This is a genomic window from Sulfurivirga sp., assembly GCF_015490265.1.
Lineage (GTDB): Bacteria > Pseudomonadota > Gammaproteobacteria > Thiomicrospirales > Thiomicrospiraceae > Sulfurivirga.
Genome location: NZ_WFYD01000026.1, coordinates 1 through 12,518 on the forward strand (window position 1 = coordinate 1; position 12,518 = coordinate 12,518).

Below are 12,518 nucleotides of genomic sequence, written 5' to 3' on the forward strand. Positions count from 1 at the left end.
ATGTCACCGTTCATCACCATGACCGGCGCCTGCAGCGCTTCATCTGGTAGCAGAGTCAGGCAACCTGCCGTCCCCAGTGGTTCATCTTCGTGCAGATAGTCGATTTCCACGCCCCAACGACGGCCATCACCGAAATGCTCACGGATCATCTCGGCCTTGTAGTGTACGGAGATATAGAAACGGCGGAAGCCATGCTCCACAAAGGACTCGAGGATGTGTTCAAGAATGGGCTTGTCGCCTACATGAAGCAGTGGCTTGGGACGTTCCTGAGTGAGCGGGCGAAGACGAGCGCCAAAACCACCTTTGCCGGTGTTTCAAGCCTCACATGACACAAAAGGGCACACTTGACACCTCCCGCCCGGGATGCCCCTTCAAATGTCATTCTTCGTCACACATCAGCGCAATTTGCCACCCTCCCCTCTCCATGGCGGTGGCAAGCACCGGATGGTCGTGCCAGAAGTCAGACTGCATGTTCCTTCATCCACTGGGCGTAACGCCGCCGGGCCTGCAAAACCTTTTCCAGATAGCGGCGCGTCTCATGGCGCGGAAACTGATAGCGCAGGCGGCGATAGACCCGTTCCGGCCCGAGACGGTTGATTGTGGCCACGGCCGTCTCCGGTGTGGCTCCGAACAGGCGCAACACTGCGCCAATGCCGCCATTATAGGCGGCGATGGTGAGGTATTCACGGCTGCGCGGATCGGCCACACCGGCCAGATAGTCCTGCTGCAGGGCGGACAGGTAGGCCGTGCCGGCCAGCAGGTTGGTATGGCCATCGAACAGGTCCTCAACACTCAATGGCCGCCCCCAGCGCTCAGCCACATCCCGTGCGGCCTGATCCGGCAGCAACTGCATCAGCCCCACGGCCCCGCTGGTGCTGACGGCACGCTCGCGGAAGCCGCTTTCCACCTCCATGATGGCCAGCACCAGCGCTGGATCCACATCCTCCGCCGCCCTTTTCACCGGTTTGACCCACGCATGCGCCCGCTGCCGCACATTGAGTGGTCTCAGCGGCACACTCACCTCGAGCCAACCGTCTTCCAGCTTCCTGGCCCGCTTGAGCAGGATTTCAGCATAGCGGGCGGCCTGATAGGGGTAGCGGACTGGCTGCCCGCCGACATCCCGCACCCGTCCCAATAGCCAGGGGGGAGTGAGCAACGGAATGCCCTTGCCGTCCAGCAGCGCCTCAACGGTGGGCGGCTGTGGCAGCAGCATCAGCCGGGTAAGCACGCGCACCCGGTCCCGCCAGCGCAAACGCTGCGGATCGAACCACACCACCGCCTCGTCATTGAACAGCTTGAAATCCAGCGGGGGCGTCTGGGAAGTGGCTTCATGTTTTACAGGCGCGGGAGACGGGGCCTCCCCCATTTTTACAGGATGGTTTTCGACCGCGGCGGTGCGCGGTGTCTTTTTTTCCGCTTCTGGCGGGGTTTCGGGCGCTTTTTCAGGCAGAACGGGCGCAATACGGCTTGCGGCGTGCACACCGGCCGGGGAGACGGCGGGTGCGTGCGCCTCCTCCCCGTCGTGCGGCCACAGCAGCGCCACGGCACCGGCCAGCGAGGCGATGCTCAGCAGCACGCTGGCGGCAAACAGCCGCACGGCCACACGATCAAGCGGATGTCGGGAAACTGTCACCATGCCCTGCTTTTCGCAAGTTCAGTGCCAGTTTGAAGTATCGCCCCGGTGACATGGGGCGACAGGAGAAGGTTCAGCGCAGATACTGGAACAGGGACATCTGCTGCACGCGGGCGAAAGCCTGCTGGGCGAACTGCAGCGCCGTCTGGGTCTGGGTGAAGTCGGCGGTGGCCTTGACCACATCCACTTCCTCAAGGTTCTTCTTGTGGTCCTTGAGCGTCAGCTGGAAGGTCTGCAGCGCCTCATACTGGCTGTCGATGCGGTTGATGCGCCCGCCCAGCCTTGCCTGCGCCTCGCTTATGGCGGTGATGCCCTTGTAGAGCTGGTCACCGATTTCCGGCGGCGGCTGCTCGCCGGCATCGAGCCAGTCGCGCAGGTTGATCAGCACATTGAGCACATTGTTCTCCACCGTGGCAGTGCCCCCGCCGGGACGGCTTATGGTGAGGGTGGCGCCCGCATTCGGATCGGCGACAAAAACGGCATCTCCCCGGTCGCCGATACGCACACGGCTGGGGTCGCCCTGGTCATCCGGAGCCACATAGTTGTCGTTGTCGAAGCCGATCTGTACGAACCTCTGACCCGACTGGGCACCCTGATACTCGTAGAAGCCGTCGCTGTTGCTGTCGGCAAAGGCGGCGGGAATGTCGCTGGCGTAGCCTGCAAACAGCAGCTCATGCTCCGGTGTGCGGGTATTGGCCAGATTGGCCAGATGCCTGATCAGCTGGTCGATCTCCTGCGCGGTGGCCTTGCGGTCGGCAGCGCTGTAGCTGTCGTTCATCATCTGGATGGTCAGCTCCCGCGCCCGTTGCAACACGCTGGTGGCGTCATCCAGCACCGTATCTTCCAGTTCCAGCTGGGAACGCGCGTAACGGCCGTTTTCCACGAACTGGTCAATGGTCGCCATGGCGCGGTTGAGGTTGTGGAGCTTGCTGACCGCCACCGGGTCATCGCTGGGACGGTTGACCCGTTTGCCGGAGCTGAGCTGCTCCTGGATCTTCAGCAGCCGCTCGGCATGGGTCTCCATGGCATCCAGACCGGTGTGGTAGAACAGATTGGTGGAGATGCGTGCAACCATTTCAACCTCCCTCAGCGAATGACGCCGATGAGCGTTTCAAACAGGGTGTTGGACACCTGAATCATCTGCGCCGAGGCCTGATAGGCCTGCTGATAGCGCATCATGTTGGCGGCCTCCTCGTCCAGATTGACGCCGGAGAGGGATTCCACCCGCTTGTTGACCTCGTTGAGCACGTTTTTCTGCGCATCCAGATTGATCTGGGTGCCGTAGGTGTACAGGCCCACATTGGAGGCCATGCGGGAGTAGCCTTCCAGAATGGTGCTGGACGGGTTGTTGTTGGCGCCCCGGTAGAGCAGCTTCTTTAACGACAGGTTGGCCAGGTTGGCGGCGTTGGTGTTATCGCCCACCGGTGCCGGACTGCCGGGGCTGTTGGGATCTTCCCCCCGGGTGGCGATCGCATCCGGGTCCGTAATGATGTGCTTGAAGTTCTCCAGCATATTCTGGTGGGGCTGGAGAATGAATTCATCGCCCTGGGCATAGCCACCGGTGGCCACGGAGATCTGCAGGCCGTCCACCGTGGCGCTGCTGCCCGGGGCGATGGTAATGGGCGTGTTGCTGCTGTCGGTCACCGGCTGGCCGGTCACCCTGTCATAGACGTAGAAGACGCTGCCGTCATACTCCAGCCGGTAGTCACGCGGCTGATAGTCGGCAATGGCGCTGAAATCCGCCGGAGCGCCTGGTGCCGGGGCCACCGGCACATACTGGGCGGTGATGAGCGCACCGTTCTGCTCGGCATTGTCATTGCGGGCCACCGCATCCACATTCAGTGGCTGGAAAAAGTCGCCCCCTGCATTGCCATTGAGATCCCAGCCCTGATGGTGCTGGATGTTGAAGGCGTTGACCAGCCCGTTGAGCGTCAGGCCCAGCTCCCGCTGGGCCTGATCCAGCATGTTCCTGCGATAGTCCAGAACACCGCCCAGCTTACCGCCAGTGATCAGGTCGCTGACCACCCGCTTCTGGCCGCCGATTTCCAGATACACCTCCATGCGCCCTTCTTGGGTGTAGGGACCCAGCTCAGCGGTAAATGGAACCCGGGTGTTGTCCGACAGCAGCGGCAGCTTGCCGTTGCCAATATAGACGTCCACCATACCGTTGGGCTGCTCGAAGGTGCGCACGTCGATCAGCTCGCCCAGCTTCATGATGGCCTGGTCACGCTTGTCCAGCAGGTCGTTGGGTGGAAAGGTGCCCTCCGTGCGGGCACGGAAAATGATCTCGTTCGCCTGCTGGATCACCTCAAGCTGCTGATTGACCGTGTCCACCAACGAACTGATCTGGGCGTTGGCCTGAGTCTGGTGGTCGTTGAGAAAGGCGGTGATGTTCTGGATGTGGCTTTCCAGATTGGTGGCCTCGTCCAGCAGCATGTTGCGGTTGACCGTGGACAGGGGCTCGTTGGCCAGGTTCTGCAGGCTGTCGAAGAAGCGCTGCAGGAAATCCTGCACGCCACCGTCATTGGCGGCAATGATGCCCTCCACCGACTTGGCGTTTTCCAGCGCCGCGCCATAGCGCTCGTTGAGACTGGTGGCCTGAAGCTTCTGCCGCCACAGCCAGTCGGCATAGACACGCTGGATGTCCTCCACCCGGCTGCCGCCCCCGTTGAAGGTGGGACCGACGATCTGCGGGTTGTTGCTGCTGATCTCCACCCGCTGGCGGTGGTAGCCTTCAGTGCTCACATTGGCCACGTTATGGGAGGTCACATCCAGCGCCCGCTGGAAAGTGCGGGCGCCCGAGAGGGCGATGGTCAACAGATCTGCCATGTCTCAATCCTTTCCGGTCGGTTTACGGCCGTCTGAGCTTCAAAGCGGTGGCCGTGTCGGGCAGCTGGCCGGTGCGGCTTTTCTGTTCGTATTCCTCCACCGTCATGGTGGGGTGACGGGGAGACAGCTGCTCAACCAGTTGATCGGCCAGACCGATTGAACCTTTAGTTGCAATATCCTGCGCAAGCTGGTCGTAATACCACTGCTGGAAAAAGCGGGTACGTTCGGAGGTGACCAGGCCTTCGTCGTCATAGTTCACCTTGGCGGCCTGGCGCAACATCATCTGCAGAAACAGCGCCTCGAACTGCTGGGCCGCCGCCTTCAGCGCCGCCTTCTGGTCGGTGCGCGACAGGCTTTTGAGCTTTTCCAGCCCGTGCAGGTCGGTGTAGATGCTGGCCTGCTCAGGCGTCATGGGCGCGGCATTGATGTCCATGTCAGCCCTCCGTCAGATGACCACCAGCTCGGCCTGCAGGGCGCCGGCCTGCTTGAGCGCCTCCAGAATGGCCACCAGATCGCTGGGCGAAACGCCCACCTTGTTGACCGCCTCGACAATCTCATCCAGCGTCACACCGGCGTCAAACTTGAACATGCGCTTGCCCCCCTCCTCCACGGAGACGGCGGAATCCGGCTGCACGGCGGTGTTGCCGCCTGCCAGCGCATTGGGCTGCACCACCTTGGGCGCCTCGGACACCCGCACCGTCAGGCCGCCGTGGGTCACCGCCGCCGGCATCACGCGCACGCTCTTGCTGATGACCACCGTGCCGGTGCGGGAGTTGACGATCACCTTGGCCGGGCCGTCATCCGGGTCCACCTGAATGTTCTCCAGCACGGACAGGAAGCTGACCCGCTGAGAGGGCATGCGCGGGGCGCGCACCTCCACGGAGTCCGCATCCAGCGCCCTCGCCGTGCCCTTGCCGAAGGTCTTGTTGATGGCGTTCATCAGCCGCGTGGCGGTGGTGAAATCCGGCTGACGCAGGTTGAGCGTGATCGTCGGCCCGCGGTCGAAGCCGGTAGGTACGGCCCGCTCCACAATGGCGCCATCCGGAATGCGTCCCACGCTGGGCACATTGATGGTGATCTTGGAACCGTCATTGCCGGAGGCATCCAGCCCGCTGACCACCAGATTGCCCTGGGCGACGGCATACACCTCGCCATTGATGCCCTTCAGCGGCGTCATCAAGAGCGTGCCGCCGCGCAGGCTCTTGGCGTTGCCCAGCGAGGAGACGGTCACGTCGATCTTCTGCCCCGGCTTGGCGAACGGCGGCAGGTCGGCGTGCACCGCCACGGCGGCGATGTTCTTACTGTTGGTCTTGATGCCCGGCGGCAGGTGAATGCCGAACTTCTTCAGCATGGATTTGAGGCTCTGCTCGGCCATGGGCGTCTTGTCGCCACTGCCGTTGAGCCCCACCACCAGACCGTAGCCCACCAGATGGTTGGGTCGCACGCCGGAGACGAAGGCCAGGTCCTTGACCCGTTCCGCGTGCGCCACGGCGCTCATCAGCATCAGCACGGCAAAGAACACTTTTCTGGTCAGCATGGTCATTCCCTTGTGTGTTGGCTTTTTGTCAGGAAAAAACATGCATGGAACGTGCCAAAACCAGCTCAAGAATGTGGGGAAATGGCCGATAAGGCGGTTCAGGAACGGTGGGCATAAAAAAACCGGCTCGCCAAAAAGGAGATCAGAAAAAACGAGCCGGTGGAGAAACTATTTTAATTCAGAAACTTACAGCGGCCAATAGCGCGCAAACCATTTCTGCACCGCGCCGGGGCGGTTGATGTCGCCGGCATAGCCGGTGTCCTTGTAGATCAGGCGCACGTCGGCCACCTTGGTGGAGTCGATGGTATTGTCGGGGCTGATGTCCTGCGGACGCACGATGCCGGCGAAACGCACCACCTCCTCGCCGTCGGAGACGGTGATCCACTTCTCTCCCCGGACCACCAGGTTCCCGTTTGGCAGCACCTCGGTCACCATCACGGCGATCTTGCCGTTGATGCTGGAATCCTGCTTGATGTCGCTCTTGCCCTGAAAGCTGGTCTTGGAGCCGGTGATCTTCAGCGGGGAGAAGAGGCCGGCCGCCTGTTTGAGAATCTGGGCATCGCTCCTGCCGAACAGGCTCACGCCGCCCGGGTCCAGATCATTGGCGCGGTTGTATTTGGTCTCATCCTTCTTCTTGGCCTTGAACTTCTCCACCAGATTGATGGTGATGATATCCCCCACCCGGTGGGCGCGGGCGTCATCGAACAGGCTCAGGTTGCCGTTGCCCTGAAACAGGGAGCCGTTCTTCGGCAACGGCTTCTGACCGATGTTGGCCGGATAGGCCGGCTGATAGTCGAACTTCTGCATGCGCTCCGGCGCGGTGGAACAGCCGCCCAGCGCCACCAGTCCCGCAAGCATCATTGCCTTAACGCCTTTCATGACTCTGCCTCACACCGTGTTGTTGAGGAACTGCAGCATGCCACTGGCGGCGGCGATCACCTTGGAGTTCATCTCGTAGGTGCGCTGCGCCTCGATCATCTCGATCAGCTCGCCTGCGGTGTTCACGTTGGACGCCTCCAGCGCGCCCTGAATCACCTGCCCGGCATCTTCCGTGCCCGGGTTGTTCACCGTGGGCGCACCGGAGGCGGTGGTCTCCCGGTAGAAGTTGTCACCGATGGACTCCAGACCGGCCGGGTTGATGAAGGTGGCCAGCTGCAGCTGTCCCACCACATTGGGGTTGGGGTCGCCCGGAAGTCGCACGGATACCTGACCGTCCTTGGAGATCATGACCTCCAGCGCATTGGCCGGAATGTTGATGTTGGGGTCCACCAGATAGCCGGAGCTGGTCACCAGGTCGCCGTTCTGGTTGAGCTGGAAGGAACCGTCCCGGGTGTACATCACCTCGCCGTTCTGGTCCAGCACCCGGAAAAAGCCCTTGCCGTTGATGGCCACATCCAGCTGCTGCTCGGTCATCAGCAGGTTGCCCTGCGTGTGCAGCTTCTGCACGCCCACGGTGCGCACGCCAGCCCCCAGCTGCAGGCCGGACGGCAGCGTGTTGGCGGTGTCCTGCGTGGCCTGCGCCCCCGGCTGACGCACGTTCTGATAGAGCAAATCGACGAACTCGGCGCGCCCAGTCTTGTAGCCATAGGTGTTGGCGTTGGCCAGATTGTTGGAAATGGCGGCCAGACGGGTTTCCTGAGCTTCCAGTCCTGTCTTGGCGACATACATGGCTCTGATCATCGCTCGCTACTCCTTCAGCTCATGCGCAGCAGTTTGTCGGTGGCGTCGGAATGGTCCTTGGCGGTCTTCATCATCTTGACCTGCAGCTCGTACTTGCGCGACAGCTCCAGCATGTTCACCAGCGCCTGCGCCACATTGACATTGGAGGTTTCCAGCGCGCCCTTGATCAGGCGAAGATTGGCACGCACCAGCGCCTCCTCGCCCATGAGCGCGCCAGGCTTGAGACGGATGAAACCATCCTCTCCCTTCACCAGATCCTTCTCGTTGGGGGCGACCAGTCGCAGCTGGTCCACCACCACCGGGTTGTTGTTGGGCGCGTCCGCCGGCACGATGGAGATGGTGCCATCCTGCCCGATGTCGATCTTGCGAAACGGCGGCAGAAAGATGGGCGCGCCGGTGATGTTGAGCATGGGCGCGCCCCGCTGGTCCACCAGAGAGCCGTCTTCCAGCACATGCATGCTGGCGGTTCGGCTATAGGATTCAGTGCCGTCCGGCGCCTGAATGGCAAGAAAACCGTTGGGGATGACCACATCCAGATCCCGCCCGGTGACTTTGACCGCACCCGGGGTGAAGTCGGTGGCCGGACGCTCGTCCAGCGCGTAGGCGCGGTCGTCCCAGCCCGGCCCTTCCACGTGCATGGCGCGGAACTGGTTGAAGTCCTGCATGAAACCGGTGGTGGTGGCATTGGCCAGGTTGTTGGCGTTGTTGGCCTGGGCCAGCATCACCTCCTTGGCGCCACTCATGGCGATGTAGACCATTCTGTCCATCGGTCCGGTTTCCTCTCCTGTTCGGTTGAAACCGGGCCTTGCGGCCCGGGACACCTGTTAAGCCATTCCCTTGTGTGTCAGCGGCTTGACGCCTTTTCATCGGTGTCGATTGGTGAAAAGCGAATAGCGTGCCAATTTTCGCTAAAGTTTTCTCCCGACCTGCCGATAAATCATGTGGCAAATTTTGCCGGCGGCAGATACAAAAAAGCCGGCAATAAATTGCCGGCAACCGACCAGAAAAGATGGATTGTCAGAGGTTGAGGATGGTCTGGGTCAGCTGTTTGGAGGTGGAGATCACCTGAGCGCTGGCCTGATACATCCGCTGCGTCTGGATCATGTTGACCAGCTCGTTGGCCACATCCACATTGGAATACTCCAGCGAGCCGGCGATGATGGACCCGAAGCCATTCTGCTGCGGTGTGCTCAGACTGGGCGTGCCGGACGCGTAGGTTTCGGCATAGGTCTGGGCACCCAGCTTGTCCAGCGCGTTCTTGTCTGTGAAGTTGGCCAGTGCCAGCTGCGCCACCGGAATGGAGCGGCCATTGGAGTAGCGCGCCTCGATCACGCCATCCCGTCCGGTGGACAGCCCCACCAGATCCCCCACCTTGTAGCCGTCCTGGGTGACGCCGCGGATGCTGTAGGTGCCGGCGTACATGGTGGAATCCTTGTAGTTGACGTCAATGGCCAGGGTGGCCGGATTGCCCAGCGGGTCGGTGGCACCGGTGAGCGGATTGTCGATGATCCAGCTCATCTGGGGCTGCTTGCCCACGGAGGTCCAGCTGGCCGCCGGCAGCTCCTGATTGGGGTTGTCCTGCCCCACCGGGTTCTTGTTGTCGTTGGGCTGGCGCACGTCGATCAGGCTGCCGTCAGTGGCGAAGCGCAGCTCGTAGATGATGCCGGTGGTGGTCTTTGGCGTGGACGGGTCGTTGAACCAGTGACCGCTGGTGACCCACTGCCCGGTGTCGGGGTCCTTGTCCTCCACCGTGTACTGCACGATCCAGCTGGTGTATTTGTCGTTGTTGCCATCCCCGTCGGCATCCACGGTGGAATTGGCTGCCGTGACCACATCCCGCTTGTAGTAGTTGGCGGTCAGGCGGTGCTCGCCACCAAGGGAGTCATAGATGATCTTGTTGGTGGAGAAGTCGGGAAAACCGGTGTAGTTGCTGCCCGCCGTGGTGGGGTCGGTCAGCTTCTGCAGGTTGTTGGCCGTGGCGCTGCCGACGGAGTTGCCGGCGGCGTCCACATTGTTGGCTTCCTGTCCGTCCAGGTTGATGTCGAAGTTCATCAGCTCGGTCGCCTTGGGACGCTTGTTGAGCTCGTCCAGATCGATGGGCGACAGCGTGGTGTCGAATACCGGCTTGGTCTCGGTGGACAGCGCGTCATTGCGCAGATAGCCCAGCACGCGGTTGCCCTCCTGGGTGGTCAGAAAACCGTTCTTGTCCACCTTGAAAGAGCCGTTGCGGGTATAGAGCTGCGGATACTTGCCGGTCTTGTCCTCGATGATGAAGAAGCCCTCGCCGTCAATGCCCATGTCCAGTTCGCGGCCGGTGGAATTGAGCGTGCCCTGGCTGAAATCCTGGGTGATGGCCGCCACGCGCACCCCACGGCCGGGACCGTTCTGGGCACCGGAGAAAATGTCGGCAAACTCGGAGCGCGACGCCTTGAAGGCGAATGTCTGCGAGTTGGCCAGGTTGTTGGAAATGACCGCCAGCCCCTGCGAGGCGCCGTTGATGCCGCTCAGTGCCGTCAGATCGTATGCTGCTGCCATGGCTGCTTCTCCCTTGTGTGTTCTGTCAAACCGTTATTCCGAAATCTCGCGCACGCTGTCGAGGTCCACCACCTCACCGGTAGCCAGTGACAGTTTGAGGCTGGCCCCGCTCGGCTCGACCGCCACGCTGGTGACCCGCGTGGGCACGATGGTCGTGACGCTCTGAATCTCGCCATTGGCATCCGTGCCATAGGCGGTCAGCTTGTAGGTGCCTGCGGGCACTGGATTGCCGCTCTCGTCCGTGCCGTCCCACTCGGCCAGCCTGTCTGCATTAAGCGTGCCAACCGCGATCTCCTTCACCGGGCCGTTGCCGTCACTGATCACAAGTCTGACATCCTGAAGGGGCTGGTCGCTGGTCAGACGGATCTGCGGTGTCAGGCCCGGCTGATACTCCACTTCCTGTGCGGCCACCTTGACCGACTTGCCGATCAGACTGGCCGCCTGCATGGTCTGCAGACTGGCAAAGCCCTGCACCATGTTCTCGACGGAAGCATTGAGCTTGAGCATGGCTTCCAGCTGATTGAAGCCGGTCAGATCCGTGATCATGTCCTTGGGATCCATCGGATCGGTGGGGTCCTGATTCTGCAGCTGCGTGGTCAGAAGGCGCATGAAATCCTCCTGCCCCAGCCCCAGATCCCGCGCCTGCGGCTTGCCCGGCGCGTTGAGCGCCGCCAGCACCTCATCCGGATCAAGCCCCGTATTGGGCTGCGGCAGCGTGGTGGTGGCACGGTCGAATGTGTTTACCTGGTTGAGCACGGCCATGATCATCTATCTCCTTACTTGCCCAGCTGCAGCGTGCGCAGCAACAACTGTTTGGAGGTGTTCATCACCTCCACATTGGTCTGATAGGTGCGGGAAGCTGACAGCATGTCCGCCATCTCCTCCACCACATTCACATTCGGTCGATAGATGTATCCCTTCTCATCCGCCATGGGATGGTGGGGCGCGTATTCCATCTTGGGCGGTGCCTTGGAGGTGGCGATCTCCCGGATGCGCACCCCGCCCACCGGCTCGCCAGTCGCTTCATCAAGAATGGTCTGAAACACCGGCTTCTTGGCCTTGTAGACCTCATTGGCGTTGGAGCTGACCGAGTCCACATTGGCCAAGTTGGACGCCGTGGTGTTCAGGCGAATGGTCTGAGCATGCAGACCGGTGGCCGAAATGTCGAGAATATGAAAGAACCCCATGTTTCAGCCTCCTTATTCACCACCCCGCAACGCCTTGCGGATGCCCTTGATCTTGCCGTTGAGAAAATCCAGCGTCGCCTGATACTGCAGCGCGTTTTCCATGAACTGGGCCTTCTCGATATGCGTCTCCACCGTATTCCCGTCCAGCGAAGGCTGCGTGGGCATGCGGTATTTGAGCAGATCGTCATCAAAGGCCGGCTCCCCAAAAGCCTCGATGTGACGCGGATTGGTGCGCGCCAGTTCCGGTCGGAACGCCTTCGGCGCCGCCTGACCCTCGGCAGCCTGTTTCAGCGCCGTGCGCCAGTCAATATCGCGCGCCTTGTAGTTGGGCGTATCTGCATTGGCCAGATTGGCCGCAAGCAACTGTGCCCGCTGCGCGCGGATCTGCAGGGCCTGTGCGTGAATGCCGAAAATATCTGTCATCGTCTCGTCATCCAAAGTCGTCTCACTTCGCCACCAAGCAACCTCGATGCCAAACTGGCAAAAACCGCTAAAGTCGGCAAAAAGTTGCCGCTATCGGCAGCAGGCGGCAAAACTTTAGGAAAAATTTCCGTCGCGGCGGCGTGGCCAGACCGGCATCCGGCAAAATCAGGGGAGACCCCGTATTCCAGCGCTCAGAAACAAAAAACCCGCATATGCAGCGGGCTGAGAAAGGCCGGTAGCCGGGACATTGACAACCGAGCAGGATTTACCAGCTGCGCACCAGGTCCCCCTCCTCGATGCGCCGCTTTCCCGCCACGATCTCCGCCACGGCAAAACGGTCCTGCAGACGCACCACACGAACGAACCCCGCCGGCACCCGGTCGGTGCCCAGCGACTGGCCGCCCATGCGCACCGTCGGCGCCAGCCGGTGATACACCGCCAGCTGATCACCCTCCTTCAGACCGCTCTCCGGCGTGGCGAAGAACAGAATGTGGGTCTTGCCGTCAGCATCCTGACGCCGCTCCAGCACCTGTGCTTCGAACGGTGCACATTGCAGGGTCTTCATCACCTTTTCCGTTTCGGCCACCACCTGCTCCAGCATCGCCCGACCGGTGGGCGTGCGCATGAAAGCTGCACCACCGAAAGGCTTGTCACGCCCCACACTGGCCTCTCCTTCCACGAGTCGGCGCAGGAG

General features: G+C 61.6%; 12 protein-coding genes and 2 pseudogenes. All 14 read right to left on the reverse strand.

The window, feature by feature from the left end; genetic code table 11:
- A pseudogene (locus F8K16_RS01835) lies at nt 1-290 on the reverse strand (sugar phosphate nucleotidyltransferase); the annotation flags it as partial.
- A 170-nt stretch (nt 291-460) separates the two neighbouring features.
- Entirely contained in the window at nt 461-1,636 is a 1,176-nt protein-coding gene (locus F8K16_RS01840) for a transglycosylase SLT domain-containing protein (protein ID WP_294946134.1), read from the reverse strand.
- A gap of 70 nt (nt 1,637-1,706) precedes the next feature.
- Nucleotides 1,707-2,708 carry a flagellar hook-associated protein FlgL gene (gene flgL / locus F8K16_RS01845; protein WP_294946137.1) on the reverse strand — a complete coding sequence of 334 codons (1,002 nt, stop codon included), beginning with the start codon at nt 2,706-2,708 and terminating at the stop codon, nt 1,707-1,709.
- Between the two features lie 11 nt (nt 2,709-2,719).
- On the reverse strand, nt 2,720-4,462 hold the full coding sequence (gene flgK / locus F8K16_RS01850; protein WP_294946140.1) for a flagellar hook-associated protein FlgK: 1,743 nt from the start codon (nt 4,460-4,462) through the stop codon (nt 2,720-2,722).
- A gap of 22 nt (nt 4,463-4,484) precedes the next feature.
- Entirely contained in the window at nt 4,485-4,895 is a 411-nt protein-coding gene (locus F8K16_RS01855) for a rod-binding protein (protein ID WP_294946143.1), read from the reverse strand.
- A 12-nt stretch (nt 4,896-4,907) separates the two neighbouring features.
- Nucleotides 4,908-5,999: a flagellar basal body P-ring protein FlgI gene (locus tag F8K16_RS01860; protein ID WP_294946147.1), complete on the reverse strand. Its 1,092-nt coding sequence runs from the start codon at nt 5,997-5,999 to the stop codon at nt 4,908-4,910.
- A gap of 186 nt (nt 6,000-6,185) precedes the next feature.
- The gene (locus F8K16_RS01865; RefSeq protein ID WP_294946150.1) at nt 6,186-6,878 is read right to left on the reverse strand and encodes a flagellar basal body L-ring protein FlgH; all 693 of its coding nucleotides are present in this window, start codon (nt 6,876-6,878) and stop codon (nt 6,186-6,188) included.
- 9 nt (nt 6,879-6,887) lie between these two features.
- A complete protein-coding gene (flgG, locus tag F8K16_RS01870; protein WP_294946153.1) occupies nt 6,888-7,679 on the reverse strand; it encodes a flagellar basal-body rod protein FlgG in 792 nt (263 codons plus the stop codon).
- A gap of 14 nt (nt 7,680-7,693) precedes the next feature.
- Entirely contained in the window at nt 7,694-8,446 is a 753-nt protein-coding gene (locus F8K16_RS01875) for a flagellar basal body rod protein FlgF (RefSeq protein ID WP_294946156.1), read from the reverse strand.
- Nucleotides 8,447-8,696: 250 nt separating this feature from the next.
- Entirely contained in the window at nt 8,697-10,214 is a 1,518-nt protein-coding gene (locus F8K16_RS01880) for a flagellar hook protein FlgE (RefSeq protein ID WP_294946159.1), read from the reverse strand.
- Between the two features lie 33 nt (nt 10,215-10,247).
- A complete protein-coding gene (locus tag F8K16_RS01885; RefSeq protein WP_294946162.1) occupies nt 10,248-10,976 on the reverse strand; it encodes a flagellar hook capping FlgD N-terminal domain-containing protein in 729 nt (242 codons plus the stop codon).
- Nucleotides 10,977-10,990: 14 nt separating this feature from the next.
- Nucleotides 10,991-11,401: a flagellar basal body rod protein FlgC gene (gene flgC, locus F8K16_RS01890; RefSeq protein WP_294946165.1), complete on the reverse strand. Its 411-nt coding sequence runs from the start codon at nt 11,399-11,401 to the stop codon at nt 10,991-10,993.
- A 12-nt stretch (nt 11,402-11,413) separates the two neighbouring features.
- Nucleotides 11,414-11,824: a flagellar basal body rod protein FlgB gene (gene flgB, locus F8K16_RS01895; protein WP_294946168.1), complete on the reverse strand. Its 411-nt coding sequence runs from the start codon at nt 11,822-11,824 to the stop codon at nt 11,414-11,416.
- 265 nt (nt 11,825-12,089) lie between these two features.
- A pseudogene (locus F8K16_RS01900) lies at nt 12,090-12,518 on the reverse strand (hypothetical protein); the annotation flags it as partial.